At 65.1% G+C, this 22261-nt stretch carries 13 protein-coding genes and 1 pseudogene; 9 read left to right on the top strand and 5 right to left on the bottom strand.

The window, feature by feature from the left end; translation table 11 throughout:
- Positions 1-12: 12 nt before the first annotated feature.
- From ABZ463_RS07610 to fmdA, 3 genes are all read left to right on the top strand, one after another.
- Complete coding sequence (locus tag ABZ463_RS07610) at positions 13-288, top strand: FmdB family zinc ribbon protein (protein WP_352010305.1); 276 nt, start codon at positions 13-15, stop codon at positions 286-288.
- A 21-nt stretch (positions 289-309) separates the two neighbouring features.
- Complete coding sequence (locus tag ABZ463_RS07605) at positions 310-957, top strand: AmiS/UreI family transporter (RefSeq protein ID WP_352010306.1); 648 nt, start codon at positions 310-312, stop codon at positions 955-957.
- Between the two features lie 90 nt (positions 958-1047).
- The gene (gene fmdA / locus ABZ463_RS07600) at positions 1048-2295 is read left to right on the top strand and encodes a formamidase (protein WP_352010307.1); all 1248 of its coding nucleotides are present in this window, start codon (positions 1048-1050) and stop codon (positions 2293-2295) included.
- 131 nt (positions 2296-2426) lie between these two features.
- On the opposite strand, the gene ABZ463_RS07595 is transcribed toward fmdA, so the two are convergent.
- A complete protein-coding gene (locus tag ABZ463_RS07595; RefSeq protein ID WP_362774085.1) occupies positions 2427-2657 on the bottom strand; it encodes a DUF397 domain-containing protein in 231 nt (76 codons plus the stop codon).
- A gap of 489 nt (positions 2658-3146) precedes the next feature.
- The gene (typA, locus tag ABZ463_RS07590; RefSeq protein ID WP_352010309.1) at positions 3147-5000 is read right to left on the bottom strand and encodes a translational GTPase TypA; all 1854 of its coding nucleotides are present in this window, start codon (positions 4998-5000) and stop codon (positions 3147-3149) included.
- Positions 5001-5209: 209 nt separating this feature from the next.
- Between typA and ABZ463_RS07585 the strand changes: the two genes are divergently transcribed.
- The 4 genes from ABZ463_RS07585 to ABZ463_RS07570 all read left to right on the top strand — a co-directional run bounded on the left by ABZ463_RS07585 (position 5210) and on the right by ABZ463_RS07570 (position 10754).
- A complete protein-coding gene (locus ABZ463_RS07585) occupies positions 5210-5998 on the top strand; it encodes an alpha/beta fold hydrolase (RefSeq protein ID WP_362774081.1) in 789 nt (262 codons plus the stop codon).
- Positions 5999-6099: 101 nt separating this feature from the next.
- Positions 6100-8139, top strand: coding sequence for a phosphate acetyltransferase (pta, locus tag ABZ463_RS07580; protein ID WP_352010311.1), 2040 nt, complete (start codon positions 6100-6102; stop codon positions 8137-8139).
- Positions 8136-9278: an acetate kinase gene (locus tag ABZ463_RS07575; RefSeq protein ID WP_352010312.1), complete on the top strand. Its 1143-nt coding sequence runs from the start codon at positions 8136-8138 to the stop codon at positions 9276-9278. Before pta ends, ABZ463_RS07575 begins: the two co-directional genes overlap by 4 nt.
- A 549-nt stretch (positions 9279-9827) precedes the next feature.
- A complete protein-coding gene (locus ABZ463_RS07570; protein ID WP_362774076.1) occupies positions 9828-10754 on the top strand; it encodes a hypothetical protein in 927 nt (308 codons plus the stop codon).
- Between the two features lie 20 nt (positions 10755-10774).
- On the opposite strand, the gene ABZ463_RS07565 is transcribed toward ABZ463_RS07570, so the two are convergent.
- Positions 10775-13942, bottom strand: coding sequence for a BTAD domain-containing putative transcriptional regulator (locus tag ABZ463_RS07565; protein WP_362774073.1), 3168 nt, complete (start codon positions 13940-13942; stop codon positions 10775-10777).
- 317 nt (positions 13943-14259) lie between these two features.
- Here ABZ463_RS07565 and ABZ463_RS07560 point away from each other — a divergent pair, with 317 nt between their 5' ends.
- Both ABZ463_RS07560 and ABZ463_RS07555 read left to right on the top strand, forming a co-directional pair.
- Positions 14260-19176, top strand: coding sequence for a LamG-like jellyroll fold domain-containing protein (locus ABZ463_RS07560; RefSeq protein WP_362774070.1), 4917 nt, complete (start codon positions 14260-14262; stop codon positions 19174-19176).
- Positions 19177-19901: 725 nt separating this feature from the next.
- Positions 19902-21230 (top strand): annotated as a pseudogene (locus ABZ463_RS07555) (IS701 family transposase).
- Positions 21231-21267: 37 nt separating this feature from the next.
- Here ABZ463_RS07555 and ABZ463_RS07550 read toward each other — a convergent pair.
- Positions 21268-21738: a transposase gene (locus tag ABZ463_RS07550; RefSeq protein ID WP_362774301.1), complete on the bottom strand. Its 471-nt coding sequence runs from the start codon at positions 21736-21738 to the stop codon at positions 21268-21270.
- Positions 21657-22091, bottom strand: a complete 435-nt coding sequence (locus tag ABZ463_RS07545; protein ID WP_362774298.1) for a transposase — start codon at positions 22089-22091, stop codon at positions 21657-21659. The genes ABZ463_RS07550 and ABZ463_RS07545 overlap by 82 nt, the downstream gene beginning before the upstream one ends.
- Positions 22092-22261 lie beyond the last annotated feature (170 nt).

Here is a 22261-nt window from a genome sequence, read left to right as displayed (position 1 = left end):
GGGGAGGCGCCAATGGCGACCTACGAGTATGTCTGCCGGGACTGTGGATACTTCGACGTTCGTCTTCCGATGGGAACCGCGCCGTCCGAGTACGGCTGCGCCACCTGCGGACACGACGCCCGTCGCGTCTACTCCCCGCCGAACGTCTCCTGGGTTCCTCCGGCGCTCGCGGCCGCGTTCGGCCGTGAGGAACAGAGCCGGGAGGCGCCCGAGGTCGTCACCACGCCGCCGGGACGGCGACCGCCCCGGCCGCCGCACCCCGCGCTGGCGCGCCTGCCCCGGCCATGAGCCTGTGAGGGAGGTCCGGCGATGGCGACCGTGGGACTGCTTTATGTCGGTGCGGTGCTCTTCATCAACGGAATGATGCTGCTGGGAAAGGTCGACGCGCGGGCGGCGGCCGTCTTCAACCTCTTCGTCGGGGCGCTGCAGGTGATCACGCCCACCGTGCTGATCATCGCCGCGGGCGACAGGGCGGGTGCGATCCTCGGGGCCTCGGGACTCTTCCTGTTCGGCTTCACCTATCTCTACGTGGGCATCGGCCTGCTCGGCGGGTTCGACACCACGGGGGTCGGCTACTTCTCGCTGTTCGTGGCGATCACGGCGCTCGGTTTCTCCTACGCGAACTTCAGGATCCTCGGTGACAAGCCCTTCGGCGTCATCTGGCTCTACTGGGCGTTCCTGTGGCTGCTGTTCTTCCTGCTGCTCGGGCTCAAGCGCGAGCATCTGACCGTCTACACGGGCTGGGTGACGGCGATCGAGGGGTGGGTGACCGCGGCCATCCCGGCCTTCCTGCTGCTCACCGGCTACTGGCAGAACTGGAACCAGGACCTGCTGGCCGTACTGCTGGCGGTGTTCGGCGTGGTCGTCTTCGGCGGGCTGTGGCTGCTGACGAGGGGGCGGCGGTCACTTCCCGGCGGCACCGGTCCGGCAGGGGGGACGACGGCCGCGGCGCACTAGATCCGTGCGTGCCCGTACGGCGTGCGATCCGGAGGAGGTGATGTGGCCTGGACATTCGGTCGGCACACACATCCCGAGAAAGGAGTTGCCATGCCGAAGGTCGTCTTCAGCGTGGATCAGTCGAAGCCGATGCGTGATCAGCAGGTGCCGGGGCACAACCGGTGGCACCCGGACATCCCCGTGGCGGCCATGGTCAGGCCGGGGGAGGTGTTCCGCGTCGAATGCCGTGAGTGGACCGACTCACAGATACACAACAGCGACTCGGCGAACGACGTGCGGGACGTCGACCTGTCCCTCGCGCACATGCTCAGCGGCCCCATCGGGGTCGAGGGGGCCGAACCGGGAGACCTGCTGGTGGTCGACATCCTGGACCTGGGCCCGGTCCCCCAGGAGACCGGTGAGGCGCCGGGACAGGGCTGGGGGTACACCGGCATATTCGCCAAGGCGAACGGCGGTGGCTTCCTGACCGACTACTTCCCCGACGCATACAAGGCGATCTGGGACTTCAACGGCATATATGCGACATCTCGCCATTTGCCCGGTATCAGATACGCGGGGATCACCCACCCCGGCCTGTTCGGCACGGCGCCGTCGGCCGAACTGCTCGCCGACTGGAACCGGCGGGAACAGGCGCTCATCGACACCGACCCCGACCGGGTTCCGGCGCTCGGCCTGCCGCCGCTGGCCGAGAACACCCTGGCCGGTCAGGCGACCGGCGAGGTGGAGGCCAGGATCGCCCGTGAGGGGGCCCGTACCGTGCCCGCGCGGGAGAACGGCGGCAACCACGACATCAAGAACTTCACCCGCGGCGCACGCGTCTTCTACCCCGTCCACGTGAAGGACGCCAAGCTCTCCGGGGGTGACCTGCACTTCAGCCAGGGCGACGGCGAGATCACCTTCTGCGGGGCGATCGAGATGGGGGGCTTCATCGACTTCCACGTGGACCTCATCAAGGGAGGCATGGAGAAGTACGGCGTCAGCACCAACCCCGTCTTCATGCCCGGCAACGTCGAGCCGCGCTATTCGGAGTTCATCTCGTTCATCGGCATCTCGGTCGACCACGACACCAACACCAACTACTACCTCGACGCGACGGTGGCCTACCGCAGGGCGTGCCTCAACGCCGTCGAGTACCTCAAGAGGTGGGGCTACACCGGGGAGCAGGCCTACCTGCTGCTCGGCTCGGCGCCCATCGAGGGCCGGATCAGCGGCGTCGTCGACATTCCCAACGCCTGCTGCTCGCTCTACCTGCCCACGGAGATCTTCGACTTCGACGTGCGCCCGAACAAGGAGGGGCCCGTCAAGCAGAAGCGGGGACAGTGCGCGGTCTCGTCCTGACCCGATGACCCGGAGGGGGCTCCCCTCCGCGGGAGAGTCCTCTGGCGATGGGGCCGGGGGACTCTCCGCGCGTCCAGGTCTCCATGGGCCGGCCTGTGGTCACGGACCGCCCGGAGAGCCGCGGGCGACGGTCAGCGGTCGAACGCGGAGGACTTCACGCCGTTGACGAAGGCGTGCCATCCGGGAGAGGTGAAGTAGAGGACGGGACCCAGCGGGTCCTTGCTGTCACGAACGGCATGGGTGGCGTCCAGCTTGTGCTCGGGGCGGTGTGCGGCGGAGCCGAGTTCGGCGACCTCGACGCAGTCGCCTCCGTTGGGGCTGCTGAAACTCGACTTCCGCCACGGGAGATTGCTCAGGTCCATTTCTCCTCTACCATTCTCTTGATGCTGTCCTCTGGCATGCCGGTGATAAAACGGGAGGAGGGCAGCCTCAAATGACCGCACTGCCCCCGGGTCCTTCGGACGGTTCAATGATGATGCGGTCGCAGACGCCGTTTCTCAACACGTTACCCCGGTTTCGCCGACGGGGACGGCGGTATTCACCGTTCGAGCAGGTACGGCCTCGTGGGCGGATCCGGTGACATGGATTTCCCGTGAAAAACACGATGTGGGTAACCGATCACTTCCCGTGCCGACCGGCCCGTTGTCGAACGGTTACCTGGGACTCCCGTTAATGGGCAATTCGGGTAACGGAATTCTCGGATGTATTCGGCGTGATGGCGCGGGAACCGCTTCGGAGGCTCCGTTGAAGGAGTGACGCGTGTTCCTTTCTGGGAACGGTGGGGGCCGTGAAACGCAAAAAGAGCGCCCGCCGTACGACGGACGCCCTTTTTCCGGGGTTTTCCGGGGTTCTCAGTTGCCGCGCTTGGCGCGGGCCGCGCTCCTGCCCCGGGTGGCCGCGTCGAGGACGACCTTGCGGATGCGCACGTTCTCCGGAGTGATCTCCACGCACTCGTCCTCGCGGATGAACTCCAGCGCCTGCTCAAGGGAGAGCTGACGCGGCGGGATGACCTTCTCGGTCTCGTCCGCCGTCGAGGAGCGCATGTTGGTGAGCTTCTTCTCCTTGGTGATGTTCACGTCCATGTCATCCGAGCGGGAGTTCTCGCCGATGATCATGCCCTCGTAGACCTCGGTGGTCGGCGAGACGAACAGCACGCCGCGCTCCTGGAGGTTCAGCATCGCGAACGCGGTCACCGGGCCGGGGCGGTCGGCGACCAGGGAGCCGTTGTTGCGGGTGCGCAGCTCGCCGAACCAGGGCTCGTAGGAGTCGAAGACGTGGTGAACCAGGCCGGTGCCCCGGGTCTCGGTGAGGAACTCGGTCCTGAAGCCGATCAGACCACGAGCCGGGACCACGAACTCCATCCGGATCCAGCCGGTGCCGTGGTTGGTCATGTGCTCCATCCGGCCCTTGCGTACGGCCAGCAGCTGCGTCACCGCGCCGAGGTACTCCTCGGGGCAGTCGACGGTCAGCCGCTCGACCGGCTCGTGCACCTTGCCGTCGATGGTCTTGGTGACGACCTGGGGCTTGCCGACGGTCAGCTCGTAACCCTCGCGGCGCATCTGCTCGACGAGGATGGCCAGCGCCAGCTCACCACGGCCCTGCACCTCCCAGGCGTCGGGCCGGTCGGTCGGCAGGACGCGCAGCGAGACGTTGCCGATCAGCTCCTTGTCGAGGCGGTCCTTGACCATGCGGGCGGTGACCTTCGAGCCCTTCACCTTGCCGACCAGCGGCGAGGTGTTGGTGCCGATGGTCATCGAGATCGCGGGCTCGTCCACGGTGATCAGCGGCAGCGGACGCGGGTCCTCCGGGTCGGCCAGCGTCTCGCCGATCATGATGTCCGGGATGCCGGCGATCGCGATGATGTCGCCGGGACCGGCCTCCTCGGCGGGCTTGCGCTCAAGCGCCTCGGTCATCAGCAGCTCGGTGATCTTCACCTTCTGGATGCTGCCGTCGGTGCGGCACCAGGCGACCTGCTGGCTCTTCCTGATGGTGCCCTGGTGGACGCGGCACAGCGCGATCCTGCCGAGGTAGGAGGAGGCGTCGAGGTTGGTGACGTGCGCCTGCAGCGGGGCGTCCGGGTCGTAGGTCGGCGCGGGGATGGTCTCCTTGATGACCTCGAAGAGCGGTTCGAGATCGTCGGAGTCGGGCATCCCGCCGTCCTCGGGGCGGTTCAGCGAGGCGCGGCCCGCCTTGGCCGAGGCGTAGACGATCGGGAAGTCGATCTGCTCCTCGGTGGCGTCGAGATCCATGAAGAGTTCGTAGACCTCGTCCACGACCTCCTTGATCCGGGCGTCGGGGCGGTCGACCTTGTTGATGCACAGGATGACCGGCATCTTGGCGGCGAACGCCTTGCGCAGCACGAACCGGGTCTGCGGCAGCGGACCCTCCGAGGCGTCGACCAGCAGCACGACGCCGTCGACCATCGACAGACCGCGCTCGACCTCGCCGCCGAAGTCGGCGTGGCCCGGGGTGTCGATGATGTTGAGGGTCATGCCGCCGTGCTTGACGGCGGTGTTCTTCGCGAGAATGGTGATGCCCTTCTCGCGTTCGAGGTCGTTGGAGTCCATGACACGGTCGTCCACGTCCTGGTTCGCGCGGAACGCTCCGGACTGCCAGAGCATGGCATCCACGAGAGTGGTCTTGCCGTGGTCGACGTGCGCGATGATCGCGATGTTCCGCAGGTCATCGCGGCTGTTCAAAGGCATGTTTGAGTCTCACTCTGTGATCGTGGAGGCTGGCCGCGGACCGTGCGGCCTCCCTATTTTAGTTGATCCGCAACAATCGCTTTCACGCCGCCGCCGAACGCGGTCATATGTTCACCTCCGGGACACCCCGCAGGCCTGCGGAGCGGGCCTTTCTCCGATATGACGAGCCGTCCCCCCGGCCCGCCGTGTTCGGTCATAAGCTCGTGGGCATGCCGCTAGCGCCGTCGTTCGCCGTGATGCTCAGGACCGAGGACAACGTGCGGATCGAGGCCGCGCACACCCCGTCACGCGGTCCTGCCGACCTGGGCATCGTGCTCGCCCACGGCTTCACCGGCTCGCTCAGGGAACGCCCGGCCCGCCGCATCACCCACGTGCTCAGCGGGTTCGGCGGCGTCGTCTCCTTCGACTTCCGCGGCCACGGCCGCTCCGGCGGCGAGTCGACCGTCGGGGACCTGGAGGTCCTCGACATGGACGCGGCGGTACGGCACGCCAGGGCGATCGGCTACGCCAGGGTCGCCGTCGTCGGCTTCTCCATGGGCGGGGCGGTGGCCGTACGGTACGCCGGACGGCGGGCGGCGGCAGGCAGGGACGGGCGGGCCGGGCGGGACGGCGAGATCGACGCCGTGGTCACGGTCAGCGCGCCCGCGCGGTGGTACTACCGAGGGACCAGGCCCATGCGGCAGGTGCACTGGGCGATCGAGCGCCCTCTGGGACGCCTGGCCGCGCGGGTCGGCAAGCGGACGCGGATCAGGAGCAGGGGATGGGACCCGGTGCCCTCGGCCCCCCACGAGGCGGTCGTGGACATCTCGCCGACCCCGCTGCTGATCGTCCACGGCGACGCCGACTCCTTCTTCCCCCTCGACCACGCCCACCAGCTCCACGACGCGGCGGGGGAGCCGAAGGAGCTGTGGATCGAGCCGGGCTACGGCCACGCCGAGTCGGCGGCGACCCCCGACCTGGTCCGCAGGATCGGCAGGTGGGTCGTGGCCAACTCCTGACCACCCTGGTTCACCCGGGCGACGCCCCGAGGGTGTTGACTGCTCTGCGTCTTTTGGTCGGGCCTGGTTTCGTGACCTGGTCTCGCGGCACAGGAGGGCGTATGCGCAGCATCTACGTGGCGGGTCTCGGGCGGGGGGACGGCAGGCAGATCGTCGAACTGGGCCTGATGGAGCTGCTCGCCCGCCGGGCCCACAGGACGGGGGTCTTCCGGCCGATCACCAGGGGAGACGACCGCACGCTCGAACTGCTCGGCATGAGATACCGGCCCGCGGCCGCCCAGTCCGGCGTCACGGCCGAGGCCGCCGCGGAGATCTACGCCGGTCACGGCACCGAGGAGCTGATCTCCCGGCTGGTCACCCGTTTCCACGCGCTCGAACGGGAGTGCGACGCGCTGCTCGTGCTCGGCAGTTCCTTCGCCACCGACGACCTGCCCAGGGAACTGGCGTTCAACGCCCGGCTCGCCGCGGAGTTCGGCGCCCCGGTGATCGTGGTGGTCGGCGCGCACGGCGAACGGGCCGAGGAGATCGCGATGGAGATGCGCACCGGCTACCAGGTCTTCTCCGACCTCGGCAGCACGGTGCTCGCGGTCGTCGCCAACCGGGTGCCGGCCGGGATGAGCGTCGATCCCGTTCTTCCCGTGCCCTGCTACGTCATCCCTGAGCATCCCTCGCTCTCGGCGCCGACGGTCGGGCAGGTGATGCGGGCCGTCGACGCCAGAGGGCTGCAGGGCGACGAGGACGCGCTGCGCAGGGACGTGCTGGGGTTCGTGTTCGGCGGGGCCACGTTGCCGGTCTTCCTCGAACACCTGACGGACGGGGCCCTGGTGATCACCCCGGGAGACCGGGCCGACCTGCTGCTTGCCTCCCTCGCGACGGAGGCGGCGGGCACCGTCAGGCCGTCCGGCGTGGTTCTGACGCTCGGCCAGGAGCCGACGAAGACCGTGCGGGACCTCACCGCCCGTCTGGCCCCCGGGGTGCCGGTGCTCTCCGCCGCGGCGGACAGCTTCACCGTCGCCACGACCCTGGCCGGGCTCGAAGGGCGGCTGACGGCCGACAACCCTCGCAAGATCGACACCGCGCTCGGCCACTTCGAGGCCCATGTGAACACCGCCGACCTCGCGGACCGGATCGAACTGGCCCGTCCTGAGCGGGTCACCCCGATGATGTTCGAGCACACCCTGCTGGAGCGGGCCCGCGCCCAGCGGAGGCACATCGTGCTGCCCGAGGGCGAGGAGGACCGCGTCCTGCGGGCCGCCGACATCCTCATGCGGCGTGGCATCGTCGACCTCACCCTGCTCGGCAGGCAGGAGGTGATCCGCAGGAGGATCGGCGACCTCGGTCTCGACTTGTCCGGCGTGACCGTCGTCGACCCCGTGACCTCCCCGATGCGCGGTCCCTTCGCCCGCGAGTACGCCGCGCTGCGGGCGCACAAGGGCGTGACGCAGGAACGGGCGGAGGAACTGATGGCCGACGTCAACTTCTTCGGCACGATGATGTTGCACCGCGGCGAGGTGCACGGCATGGTCTCCGGCGCCGCGCACACCACGGCCGCGACGATCCTGCCGGCCTTCCAGATCATCAAGACGGTCCCGGGCACCTCGGTCGTCTCCTCGGTGTTCTTCATGTGCCTGGCCGACAGGGTGCTCGTCTACGGCGACTGCGCGATCAACCCCGACCCCGACGCCGAACGGCTCGCCGACATCGCGATCTCCTCGGCCCGTACGGCACGGCGCTTCGGCATCGAGCCCAGGGTCGCGATGCTGTCGTACTCGACGGGGCACTCGGGCAGCGGCGCGGACGTCGACAAGGTGCGCCAGGCCACCGCCCTGGTCGCCGAGCGGGCACCCGACCTGCTGGTCGAGGGGCCGATCCAGTACGACGCGGCGGTGGACGCCAGGGTCGCCGCCGCCAAACTGCCGGGCTCCCCGGTCGCGGGCCGGGCGACCGTACTGATCTTCCCGGACCTGAACACCGGCAACAACACCTACAAGGCCGTGCAGCGCTCGGCCGGGGCCGTGGCGGTCGGGCCGGTGCTCCAGGGACTCCGCAGGCCGGTCAACGACCTGTCGCGGGGCGCACTGGTCACCGACATCGTGAGCACCGTGGCCATCACCGCCATCCAGGCGCAGGAACAGGGGTGACCGTGAAGCGTGTCCTGGTGATCAACAGCGGGTCGTCCTCGGTGAAGTACGCCCTGCTCGCCGGTGAGGACCGGCTGGCCTCCGGCATCGTGGAGCGGATCGGCGAGCCGGGCTCCCCGGTCGCCGACCACGGAGCGGCCCTGGACATCGTCGCCGACGAACTGGCGGGTCAGGGCCTGGGGATCGACTCTCCCGAGCTGACCGCGATCGGGCACCGGGTGGTGCACGGCGGTACGGACTTCACCGAGCCGACGTTGATCACCGACGAGGTGACGGCGATGATCGAGGAACTGGTCCCGCTGGCCCCGCTGCACAATCCGGGCAACCTGGCGGGCATCGAGGTCACCCGGCGGCTGCGTCCCGACCTGCCGCAGGTCGCCGTCTTCGACACCGCCTTCCACTCCACGATCTCCCCGGCCGCGGCGACGTACGCGATCGACAGGGAGGTGGCGGAACGGCTGAGAATCCGCCGCTACGGCTTCCACGGCACCTCGCACGCCTACGTCTCCCGGGAGGCCGCCGCGGAGGCCGGAAGGCCGGACGGAAACGTGATCGTGCTGCACCTGGGCAACGGGGCCAGCGCCTCGGCCGTCTCCGGCGGACGCTGCCTGGAGACCTCGATGGGCATGACCCCGCTTGAGGGCCTCGTCATGGGAACCCGTTCCGGGGACCTGGACCCCGGCGTCCTGACCTACCTCGCCAGGACCGGGGGGATGTCCTTCGAGGAGATCGACACGATGCTCAACCGGGGCGGCGGCATGCGCGGCCTGTGCGGGGACAACGACATGCGGGCCGTACAGGAGCGCCTCGCGGCCGGGGACCCCGACGCGGAACTGGCCTTCTCCGTCTACTGCCACCGGCTGCGCAAGTACGTCGGCGCCTACTACGCCGTGCTCGGCACGGTCGACGTGATCGCCTTCACCGGCGGGGTGGGGGAGAACTCCCCGCTGGTCAGGCAGACGGCGCTGGACGGTCTTGAGGCGCTGGGCATCGCCGTCGACCCGGGCCGCAACGAGCGGGGAGAGCGGGTCATCTCCCCTGACGGGACGGCCGTGCGGGTCGTCGTGATCCCCACGAACGAGGAGCTGGAGATCGCCCGGCAAACTCTTGCGGTTTTGCCTCGAACCAAACACCCATAAACCACGTCTACCTAAGTCAGATGGATGAGATCCGCCCCGAGCGGTCCATGGGACTCGGCCCCTCCGCCCTCGGCGGGGGTCGTGGGACGCGCTCACCGGTGGTGGCCCAGCGTCGCGGGGGCGTGCTGGGCCGTTCATCCGTCCGCGGGCGTGCTTGTACGGCTCCGCCTGTACGGCTTCGCGGGGCCGTACAAGCACGCGTCGGCCCCTTGACGCCTCTCCCGCACCGGGACGGACCGGGGGAACGGATCAGGCGTCAGGGGCTTCAGGAGCGCCGGGGCCCGTCGGCCCAGGCACGCGATGGATGCGTGAACGGCGCGGGTTTCGGCTGCCGTTGATGAGACCGAATCATGTTCTGTCGAACAAGGCAAGAGGTGAGGTTGGGGGACGGGAGGGGGGATTGTGATCTGAGGGGCAATTGTCTAAATCCCCGCAGACTGGTAGATAGTTCGTCAATGGTGCGGGAGTTCCATCGTTTCTCTGACAGGTCTCAAGATCGTCTTCTATAGTTTCGCTCCGGCCGTGAGGGGGTCTGGAGGTGAGCGAAGCGTGAGATCGAGTCGCTCGATCACGCTGGGAGTCATGCTCTCCACCCTGCTCGTGACGCCGGTCATGGCCGGGGCCGCCGCCGAGAGGGCCGCGACCGTGCGGGCCGCCAAGCCCAACCCCGAAGCCGAACTGGCCAAGCTCACCCGCGAGGCCAACGAGATCAACAAGCGCTACCGCGGGCAGGTGCAGAGCCTTGAGGAGACCCGGGTCCAGGCCAGCAAGGCGACACAGCGGGCCAAGAGTCTGAAACGCAGCCTGGCCACCGCGCAGACCGACGTCATGCGCTTCGCCCAGACCGCCTACATGGGCGGTGACCTGGACAGCACCAGCCTGCTGTCCTTCCAGGGGGACCCGGGCGCCGTCCTCGACGGCGTCTCGACGCTGTCCTACCTCGCGGGCCAGCGCGCAGGCCGGCTCAGCCGCCTGAAACAACTCGTCAAGGAGGCCAAGGACGCGGAGGAGGCGGCCACGGCGAAGGTCGTCAAGCTCAGGGACGACATCACCAAGCTCAAGAAGGACCGCGTCCGCATCGAGGCCCTGCTCGCCAAGTACGGCTTCCAGCAACCCGGCGGCAGCGAGGGCCTGACCTCCCGCATGGTCAACGTGCGCAACACGATCATGCGGAGCTTTCCGATGCCCTACTCGGTCGGCTGCCTGCGCCGCGGTGACCCCGGTGAACACGGCAGCGGCCGAGCCTGCGACTTCATGATGAGCACCGGTGGCCGCATGCCGACGGCCGAGGCCAGGGAACGCGGCGACCGCCTCGCCCAGTGGGCCATCGACCACGGCCGCGACCTCGGGATCATGTACATCATCTGGCGGCAGCGCTACTACGACATCCGCACCGGCACCGGCTGGCGAATGATGTCCGACCGAGGTGGCATAACCGCCAACCACTACGACCACGTCCACATCTCAGTCTTCTGACCAGTGTGGGGTGAGTCGTTTCAGGGCCGCCCGACCGTTGGTTCACCGCCCTGCGTGTCGGGGGCGGGACCGAAGACGAAGGCGCCGAGGTCCTGAAAGATTTCGTTTGCTTTTCCGCGGTGCGTCTTGGCCTCCTCTCTCTCGCTGAGGGCTTCCAGAGCATCGGCGATTCCCTTGTGGGCGTTTCCTATTTCGAGACGGTCGTTGACGCGCTCGGCGATCGCCATCGCCCGGAGACGAGTGGCTATGGCCGACTTGTGATCACCAAGTTCGTGGTAGGCGTGGCCGAGCCGGTTTGCTGTCTCGCATTCGAAGTACGGGTCGTTCAGGTCCTCGTTCAGTTTCAGGGCCGTCTGCAGTTCGATAACGGCCTTGTCGAATCTATCGTTCAGCAGGTGGATGGCTCCACGTGTGCTGGCGGTGTGCACCCTGACCTCAAGGTTGTCGAAGTCGCGAAGGAGCTCTTCTATCTCCTCCAGGGACCTGGCGGCCGCCTCATGGTCGGCCAGGTACGTGAACGCGAGAGCCATGTTGTTGAGTGCGATGGATTTCCCCTGGGGCGTCGATAGCTTTCGATAGATTTCCAGCGCGCTGAGACCGTGCTTTATCGTCAGCCTCGGTCGGCCGATACGGTTGCTTGCGGTGGAGATGTTGATGTGAATTCCGGCCTCGCTGTACGTATCGCCTCTTTGGTTGAATTGGAAGAGTGCCTTTCGCCAGCAGGTCATTGCTTTTTTGAAATCGCACCTTCGTGCATGGAAGATGCCGAGATTCCCTAGTATGGTTGTCTCGCGGTGCTGGTCGCCGACGGCATGGAAAAGCTTCAACGCACGCTCGTAGTACTGGCCCGCGACGGAGAACTCGCCCAGCAGGTCATAGGTCAGTGCGAGGGCGTTCGAGACACGACCCGCACCGTGCAGATCACCGGACCGGTCACGCTGTGCTTTGCTGGCCAGATAGTGGTCTATGGCCTTGCGATAGTTACCCGTGCGTCGATGGGCGTGCCCCAGGGTTTCCAAAAGATAGGCCTCGGCTGTCAGGTCATTCAGTTCCCTGACCGCCTCCAGGGCGTTTCCATGGGTGTCGAACCAGTCGTCGACGTAGTTGCGATAGGCGAAGAACTGCCACAACGTGCACGCCAGCTGCCACGAGTGCGTCGGCCACTTTCCAGCGGCTGCCCGCCGTACCGTCTCCACCAACGTGGAGCGTTCGCTCTCCAGCCAGCTCTGCGCCTGCTCAAGGGTCTCGAAAACAGGACCGGGAAAATGGGGTAGGTCAGCTGTGACGCTGATGGGGATCCGGTCGGGGTCGATGCGGTCGGCGGCGGCGCCCGCGGTGTGCAGGTACCAGTTCAGCAACCGAGTCCGTGCCGCGTCGAGCTCGGCTTCCGACTCCTCGGAACAGGCGCGCTCGGTGGCGTAGACACGAAGAAGATCATGCATCTGCCAGCGGTCTCCACTGGGCTGGATCAGATGGGCCGCCGTCAGCCGATCCAGCGATGCCTCCGTGTCCTGAAGGCTGAGGCCACCCAGCGCGGCGGCGGCGTGAAGGGACACATCGGGTCCGAAACCGATTCCCAGCAGTCGGAACAGCCGCTGCTCCGACAGGGGAAGAGCCTGGTAGGAGAGGCTGAACGCCGTGCGGATTCCAATATGGGGGTCTTCTTCGATGTCCAGAACGCTCAGCCGGTTCTCCTGCCTCAGCCTGGTAACGAAGTCCTTGACCCGGGGAACGGGGCGGCTGATGAGCTGCGCGGCGGCGAGCCTGAGCGCAAGCGGTAGATATCCGCATAGGCGGGCCAGATCGGCGAACGAATCGATCGCATGCTCAGACTGCTCGGCCCCCAGAAGTGAGGTGAGAAGAGCGGAGGCCTCGGTGGGCGAAAGCACATCAAGGACGATGCTGTACGCGTCGTGGGTGACGAACAGGCCGCGCAGATAGTCGCGACTCGTGATGACGATCCTGGAAGGCGAGGAACCCGGCAGCAGGGGACGGACCTGATCGGGGGTGGCCGCGTTGTCCAGGACGATCAGCACCCGCTTGTCGGTCAGCAAGCTTCGATAGAGCATCGTGCGCTGATCGGTGTCGTGAGGCACCTCGTCACCCGGCACGCCGAGCCCCTGGAGAAGATGGCTCAGGGCATCAGACGGCGCAGTCGCTTTTCCGCGGGAATGGCCGTGAAGGTTGACATAGAGCTGCCCGTCGGGGAACTCCGCCGCCACCCGGTGTGCCCAGTGCGTCGCCAGTGCCGTTTTACCGACGCCGGCGGTGCCCGCTATGGCGGAGATCACCACCGTCGCATGCCTCTCCTCGGAGAGGAGGGCGTCCAACCGCTGTAGTTGTTCGACCCTGCCGGTGAAACGCGCGGTGTCGGCGGGCAGCTGCCGAGGAATGAGCGAACGCGGAGGCTGTCTCGTACCGTTCGGCATCGGGACGGAGATCGAGGTCCGGCCGGTTTCGCCGTCTCCGGACAGGATCGTCTGGTGCAGCCGGGTCAGGCTCTCCCCAGGATCGAGCCCGAGCTCCTCGCGGAACCGCTGTCGTGCGATTCGGAACTCCTCCAGAGCCTCCGCCGTACGGCCGACGTGGTGCAGCGCCCGCATGAGCTGGCCACGCAGGGTCTCGTTCAGTGGATGTTCGGTGACCAGGCCGCGCAGTTCCCCGATCAGTTCCGCATGACGTCCCACGATGAGATCGGCTTCTACGCGGTTGATGAGGGCCGCGACGCGAGCCTCATCAAGGGCCGGCCCCTCGGTCGCCCGAAGATCCGGATCGGTGCCACCGAGGACGGGGCCGCGCCACAGCGCCAGGGCCCTGCCGAGCCGTTCCGAGGCCCCCGTCGCGTCACCCGCCGAGAGGGCCGATCGGGCGAGGGCCGTCTCCGTGTTGAAAATGCCGAGGTCGGAAGCGTCCGGCCGCAGGTGGAGTGAGTAACCGGTCGTCGTGTTCGCCAGTGTGGCGCCGTCGGCCAGCAGCCGCCGTACCGACCACAGATGGTTGTGGAGGAGCCTGCGTCCATTGGAAGGGACGCGGTCTCCCCAAAGTGCGTCCATCAGTCGGTCATGCGAGACGATCCGGTTGGCCTGCAGGACGAGAAGAGCCAGCAGGGTTCGTTGTTTCAGACCGGTTACCGCGACGGAACGGCCGTCCAGCCATATGTCAACGGGTCCGAGAACACGAAATTGCACTTTACCCCCGTCGAGAAAATTTGTGACGCTGCGGTGTCACCTGATTACTCGTGTGTGGTCGGGCTGCGCTCGCGACCTGGGCCTCGTTCGCGTAAAGCATTTTGGAGTAAGTCAAATGGCAAGATCAAGACATTATGGATGACAAGATCAACAGCATCGTACGGGACCCTTGCGCTGATCAATCAGGCTGGGTCTTTTTTCATGCCCGGCCGTTCTCCCCCTGAATGATGGAGGTAACGGTGGGGATTCCCTTACCGAGCCGTCCTTCCGCGCCGCCGCCACGGCGTGGGACCCCCCGGCGGGTGGCGCCGACGGTCGTGACCGTCTCGGCGCTGGCCGCCTCACTTCTGGTGGGCGGTGGAGTCTCGCCCGCGCAGGCCGAGCCGAAACCGCCTGCCAAACCCGCTCCCGCCGAGCCGACGTTCACCACCTTTCCGACCCCCAGGGACCCGGACGCCGCGCTGCGCGCCGGAATCGAGGCGGCGAAGAAACAGAACAAGGCCGTCGAGGTCACCGAGGCCTCGACCGAGACGGCCCGTACCTGGGCCTTCCCCGACGGCCACCTGACCACGCAGTCCTACGCGGCCCCCACCAGGGTCAAGCAGGCCGACGGCAGCTGGGCGTGGATCGACACCACCCTGGTCGAGCGAGACGGGGTGCTGCGTCCCAAGGTGGCCAAGGCGGACATGGAGTTCTCCGCCGGAGGCCCTGGCCAACCGTTCGCGTCGATGAAACGTGACAAGGGACAGCGGTTCGCACTGAGCTGGCCCACGGCCCTGCCCAGGCCAACCATCACCGGCAACGTCGCCACCTATCCGAACGCGGCCGGACCCGAGGCCGACCTGGTGGTCACCGTACTGCCGACCGGTTTCCGGCATGACGTGGTGCTCCGTTCAAAGCCGACCGGGCCGGTGGAGTTCCGTATCCCTGTCCAGACGGATAGGCTCACGCTCGCCAGAAGCAAGCAGAACGGCCTGAAGCTCTCCGACGCCTCGGGCAAGACGATCGCCCAGGCTCCGGAGCCGGTGATGACCGACTCCGCCGCTTCGGCGGGGGACAACGCGGGCAAGGGCACCGCCAAGCTGAGGCTTGGCAAGATCGACACCCGCGTGGCCGTGGAGAACGGTAAGCCGGTGCTGATCCTGAAGCCGGACGAGAAGTTCCTGAACGATCCGGCCACGGTCTACCCGGTCACCGTGGACCCGACGACGACGCTGACGCTGCAGTCGGACGTCTCGGTGCGTTCACGCTCCCAGTGCGGCAGCCTCGGTGGTCCCGGCGCTGACAGACTGTGGGCCGGCGGCCAGTCCTACGCCTGTGGGGGCACCAGCGCCCTGAACTACTACCGGACTTTCCTGAAATTCGACACCGCGCCCTTCCTCGGTAGAGCCGTCGGCAGCGCCCAGCTGGAGCTGTTCGCTCAAAGCGGTCCCGGCTGCAACTTCAACACCAACGGGATCAAAGTCTCCAGGGTCACCGAAGCCTGGGACCCGGCCACGATTGACAATCTGGCCTGGTCGAGCCTTCCGGCGGCGGCCGAAAGCGGTTCGCAGACCCAGCTGTGCCCGGACTACTCGGCGTATCCGACGCAGTTCTCCTGGTCGATCAAGGACATCGCCAACGCCTGGGCAGCCGGTGCGGCCAACCATGGTTTGCAACTGCGGGGCGTCAACGAGTCGATGACCTGGGGGCAGAACGGCTGGGTGGAGTTCCACTCCGCCGAACGGACCGGCTCGGACGCCCACCCGCCGAGGCTGACCGTCTCCTACATGCTTCCGCCGGAGATTCCCACCGTCGAGGCGCAGTCGATCGACTCGATGGTGGACAACGACGCGATCGCGCGCAGCACCGATGTGAAGGTCGTCTTCAAGTCCAGCGTCGCAGAGGGCACACCGCTGGACTACACGGTCTCGGTCAACGACTCCACCATGATCACCCCACCGGCCATTCCCACCGGCGATGTGGCCTACTACAAGTTCGACGAGACTTCCGGCACCACGGCGGCCGACTCCTCCGGCCACAACGTCACCGCCACCCTGAACGGTCCGGTAGGGCGTGGCACCGGGCAACTCGGCCAGGCGCTCACCTTCGCCAACGACCAGTCTGACGGCAACGGCAACGACGCCTACGTTTCGACCAGCGACCCCCTGGTGCACACCAACACCAGCTTCTCGGTCAGTTCCTGGGTCAAGCTGGACGGTGCGGCGGGGAACCAGACCGTCTTCAGCCAGAGCGGAACCGTTCAGCCCGGGTTCGCGCTCTCCTATGTGGACTCTCCCGGCAACCCTGACATCAACCAGAAGTGGTGGCTGGGCATGCCGGCCAACGATGCCAGTGCCACCAGCCACACCGTGGCCATTTCCGACAAACCCGCGAAAATCAACGCCTGGACCCACGTGGTCGCTGTCTACGACGCCACCGCGCACAAGCTACGCCTGTACGTGGACGGCGCCCTGGCCGCGGAGAAGGACCACACCAGCACCTGGGACGCCGGTGGAGCCTTCCAGATCGGTCGCGGAAAGATCATTAGCATTCCGGGCTTCCTCAGCGGTTCGGTCGACGACCTGCACGTCTACGACCGTGCTCTGACATTCGAGGAGGTCAGAGCGATCCAGGGCGCCCCCACCACGACCAGCTACAACGGGATCCCCTCGGGTCAGCCCATCGACAAGGTCTTCGCCCTGGACAACCCGGCCAGCTTCAAGTTCGTGGTCAAGGCCTGCCGCACGGGCGTCACCCCGCCCTCCTGCAACGAAAGCCCGGCCTACCGAATCACCAGCGACGCCCCGTTCCTCCCCACCGACACCGAAACCGGCACGGCCGACCCGGCTCAGCCGATCCTGTCGGGAATGGTCAATCGGCCTTCTGGGGAAATCGTCACGGCGAAATATTTCCTATATGACAGCGGCGGCTTTCCGGTCGGTTCAAGTCCTATAGGAGAGCGATCGGTTAATGGTGGAGAACGTGCCTCGTTCCAGCTTCCGCCCGAGGCTGTGCAAGCAGGTAATACTTACAAATGGCAGATGCAGGCATGTGCCCTGGAAGTCTGCACCCCCAAGAGCAGCTTGATCAGTTTTACCCTTCCGGGGACGCCATCTGAACTGCCGGAAGAGGAAGTCAGACATCTGACACTTCTGAAGAATAATTTCGTTATTAAAGTAACGAAAACTGATGCTGTAGCTTGTGATGGTGCTCCGTGTCCATTGGAAGACTCCTCGACCATTCGGTTGGGTGGTTTGGGGGAGGAGAAGACCGTTACGGTTTTGGGGATAAAGCTTGACGAGATACCCGATGGGGCTTTCATCTCCAATGCCTCTATTAAACTAGGTGCCGCCACATGCTCGACAGGAACATGCCCTGCTGACGCAGTGATAACTGCGGTGCCGCTGAAAAGCGAGGTGACCGGGGAGAGCAGAGGGTCGGCTCTGGCCGCTGATGTTGATGATAGTGCCAGCTATGAGCTGCAAATTTCCGACCCTCAGGCCGATATCGCTGATAGCGTATATCAGTGGCTGATGCTCACCTCGAACAAGGATGAGACCCTCACCTTCGGTGAGACAGGGGTTGCTAATCAGCCTTCAATTTCCCTCTCTTATATACCATCAGGCCCGCCAAGTGCAGTTGTCAACCTAGCGAGTCAGCCAGGTGATAAAAGCGCAGTTGTCAGCTGGGGACTTCCGGAAGACAACGGCGGAATAGTTCTTATCGATGGCTACGACGTTGAAGTCGTTGATTCCGGGGGCGAAGTTATTCGCACACTGGAAGTTTCCGACCCTCAAACCACGGTCGATGGCCTGACTAACGGATCAATATACACAATCAGGGTGCGTTCAAGAACTCGATTCGGAGTTAGTGAATGGCGACCCATTAGCGTGGCACCGACCGCGCCCACTCCTCCCGCCCTGCCTCCGGGGAATCCGTGTTTATCGGGCGAGCCAGGCGGGGTTAGCATGAGCGGAACGGTGAATATCGAAACGCCTGACTACGCCGAGATTATCAAGGATTACTACAAGGCAGAAGATGCCGTTCTTGAAGGGCGGGCGCAAAACGTATGGCAGGCCCCAGGCGCCGGTGCAGATGCTCCGATTACCGCCGAGCTTTCGTTGTTTAATGGTCGCTTAACGGCCGAAAAGCGGGCGATGGATCTGGAAGCAGCAAAGCGGACAGATTCCACTGTTTTATTGAGTGACATTGCTACCTACGAAGCACCTGATGGGAATATCCATGTCCAAGCAACCGTGAAGCGTACCTGGAATATCACGCTTCCAGAGGAGGACGGAGCTCAGGGCATACAGAGTCAGGGGACTGCTGGGCAAGTTGAACCCCATCAGAGCATGACCAGTCGTGTGCATGCATTCAATGACTGTGGTGATCTTATTCTCTTCTACGAGCCAGATTCGATACATGAGGACTCGACGGACTTTAGTGATTCGGGAGCTAAAGGCTGTGGTGGTAACTCCACAAGCTTCGCCAGCTCTCGCTGCTCTTCCGGAGGGATGACACCAGGAGGCGGCCGAAAATGCTCTGTAGAGCAACTAAATTTGTATTGCGAGGTGAACCAGAAGCTCGGAAAGAAGAACTGGTGGCTCCTTTCCTCCGTTTATTCGACATGGTCGAAGCCGGAGGAATATGGAAGTCTGTCTGCTCTGCAGAGATGGCAAATAGGTACTTTCAACAACTTCATGTACGCGTATCCACAAAACAGAAAATACGAGAACACGGCCTTCGGGAGGCAATTTAAGAAGAGTGTAAAAATGAACCTGGAGGCGCTGGGTTGCTTTCGGCACAATCTAACTCAGACGGAGGTTAAACTCGGGATCAGCATCACCCCTCCAGATGCGGGCGCTAGCGGAGAAATGAGTATTAAGGGTAGCCAGGTTGAGAAATGCCGTAAAGAGAAAGCCAAGAACGACGATCCAAATAATAGAAATGTCGTAAGCAGTGCTACTCCTCTAATCCAGGCGGAATGCTCTGACCCGACTCTCGGGGACTGTAAGATAGATCGATTCGGGCACTACCAGAGAAGCTTCCTGGAAGCGTACTTTACGCTGAAAACGACGAATCCGGATACGAGGAAGAGTACATCCAAAAAGTTTTCCGTTAGGGCGCAGCACTCATATATATGCGATATTGAAGCGCGTGTCGAGGTTTTTTCCGTGACCAGGAGAGGGGTTACCATGCTGCCGATTGCTTGCAACGGAAAAGCGGCTACCCTTTATGGTTCACTGGGTTGATATAAGATAGCCGGTAATTCCCGGGCAGGGGTGAAAGAATTTTCACCCCTGCTCTTCAAGATGTTGATATGTCACCTAATCGGTGGTGACCAATTGTGCTTTAAGTTAATCTTTTGATGCTAAATCAGACGGCGTTTGTCATAGACATTAGATTCATTATCGAGATCGGGGTACGGATCGATCTCGGCCTAACCCGGGAACATTTTGTCGCTTGAAGGCTCTCGATTTGGTCACGTGATGGGCAGCTTGCGTCGATGTAGATCAACAGGTGCCGAAGTCGCTTACAGGCAGGAGCAAGTTGGCCTTCAGGGAAGGTTCGACTCCGCTCATATCAGGCCTGTGGCCCTGTGAGCGCACAGCAGAAGGCCTGTCGGGTTGTTAGGAAGATGAACCTCTTCCCGCTTCAGGTGAATAGCTCTTCAAATTCATATTCCCTTTGCGGGAATGTGATACAGGATGAAATATAAGTACATGAGGCAACGAGGGATCTAGGGGCGTTTTGCGGCCATCAAGAGGTTCGTGAGGGATTTTCTGAACTGTTCGATAGGGGTTATCCGGATTTCGATGACCTGTATGGGTGGGGTTGGGCGCAAGGGTGGATGTTTCCCTTATGTCCTCGAAATAGAGGAGGATGGCGCGATTTTGTGGGATGGCGTCTAGTAGTGCTTTGTTAGGTCAGCCTGTTGTGACTGGTCGATGCCACGGTGTGATGGTTCGCTCCGGGAGTGACGCCCGAACAGCTCGCATACACCCGGCAGCAGCTGGAAGCGTTCGCCGCTGAGGTGTTCACCCCCTTGGCCCGCTCTGATCAGCGGGCCAAGGGCCTGACCTACCTGCGCGGCCTGCTGCTGGACGGCCGCCGCAAGTCCATGCAGCCCATGGCCGAGCGCCTGGGCGTGGATCACCAGGGCCTGCAACAGTTCCTCACCTCCTCCACCTTGGACTTCCGTGCGGTACGGCACCGCCTGGCCCATCGGGCGACCCAGGCGATCGCCCCACTTGCCTGGGTGATCGGCGACACCGGCTTCGCCAAGGACGGCACCACCTCCCCCGGCGTGACCCGCCAGTACTCCGGCACCCTGGGCAAGATCGGCAACTGCCAGATCGGGGTGAGCGTGCACGCGGTCACCGATGTCGCCTCCTGCCCGCTGACCTGGCGGCTGTTCCTACCCGCTTCCTGGGACGCCGCCCAGGCCGCCGACCAGGTGGCGGCCGGGCACATCACCGCCCGGCTGGGCCCGCTGCGCCATCCCGGCAAGCGAAGGCCACCGCCCCAAATGGCAGCTGGCCCTGGAGATGCTCGACGAGTTCACTGGGCAGGGACTCACACCGCCGACGGTGGTGGCCGATGCCGCCTACGGCGACAACGCGGCGTTGCGCGCCGCGCTGGCCGAGCGGGGCCTGAACTATGTGGTGCAGGTCAAAGGCGCCGTCACCGCGCACGCAATCGATGCCGTCCCCGCGGCGATTCCCTATTCGGGGCTGGGGCCGCGCCCCAAGGCGCGCTATCGCACCCGGCCGGTCAGCCTGCGCGAGCATGTCCTGGCTGTCGGGCCTGCCGCGGCCCGCTCGCTGACCTGGCGCACCGGCTCCAAGGGGAGTTTGCGGTCGGAGTTTGTGATCATGCCGGTGCGTATCGCCGGACGTTGGCCCCGCCTGGCCGCCGACGGGTCACTGCCGGTCAGCCACGTGATCGCCGAGTGGCCCCGAAACGCCCCCGAACCGACCGCGTACTGGTTGTCGAACCTGCCCGCTGACACCCGGCCGGCCTGGTCGCCCTGGCCAAGATCCGCTGGCGCATCGAGCACGACTACCGGGAACTGAAGACCGGCCTGGGACTGGACCCCTTCGAAGGCCGGTCCTGGAACGGCTGGCATCGGTACGTCACGCTGGTGAGCGCCGCGCATCTGTTCTGCACCGAGCTGCGCTTGAGCAGCCCAAAAGCGGTTGGGCGGCCTGACGCTTTATGCGGTCCTGCGGGAACTGCAGACGCTGTTGGCCATCTGGGCAGGCCGTTGCCCGACCTGCCACCAGCGACCGCCCTAACCACCTAACAAAGCACTACTAGGACCTGTTTCGAAGACAGGTAAGTCAGTTGTTGAGGGCTGAGATAAGGGCTGTGGCCTGCCTCATAGCGGACGGCGAGCTTGTCATACCGGTGACGACGGCGCGGTGGCGTTTGAGCCGGTTGATCCCGTATTTCACGGCGTTCCGGTCCCGATAGTCAGCCCGGTCGAAGACGGGCGGCCGCCCGCCCCGGCTACCGTGCCGCAGCCGTCCCAGAACCCGGTCGGCCGGTTCGGGAATCGTGGCACGAATTCCGCGTCGGCGTAGATGGGCACGGATCGCCCGGGAAGAATAGGCCTTGTCTGCCCGCACAAGACAAGGGTGGGTGCGTAGTCGTCCCGGCCCGATCCGGGGCGCCTGGATGGCGGCCATGACCGCCTCGAACTGCGGCGCGTCCCCGCGCCAGCCGCCGGTCACCACCACCGACAGCAATCTTCGGCCCTGCTTACAGGCCAGGTGCGGTTTGGTCGACAGGCCTCCGCGGGAGCGGCCCAGTATGTAATCGGCCGGTTCGGCCTGGATCTTATCTTCCCGTGCCTGCGGGCACCGGCGGCGTGCTGGTGGGCACGGCAGATCGTGGAGTCCACCCCAACCTGCCAGGAGATCACGCCCGCCGTACCGGCCATGGCCTGTAACCGGGTGAGGGTGCGCTGCCAGACGCCGGTCCGCTGCCGGCGGCGAAACAACGAGTAGACCGGCCATGGCGCCCCGATGCGCACCCGCCACCGGATCCCGCCGATGAGCTGCCGCTTGGCCCACTTCGCCGGGCGGCCCGGCCGTTTCGCCACGGGTAGCAACGGCTCCAACACCGCCCATTGCGCATCGGTCAGGTCAAACCGCCTTGTCACCCCTAGGGTGGTCACGAGATCTCCGGTACTCAGGTTCTTCACGGTCGTTGAACCTTTTACCGGAGATCTCTTTGCTTAGAGGCGGCGACGCGTCGTGACATATCAGACTGTCGAGGCAGGGCCTAACAGGGCACTGCTGCGCCAGGGGTTTGGCGGTGTAGTGGCGATGG

Source organism: Streptosporangium sp. NPDC020145 (genome assembly GCF_040631275.1).
Classification (GTDB): domain Bacteria; phylum Actinomycetota; class Actinomycetes; order Streptosporangiales; family Streptosporangiaceae; genus Streptosporangium.
Note: the sequence above shows the minus strand (reverse complement) of the source record. Positions and strands in the feature narration are given on the sequence as shown.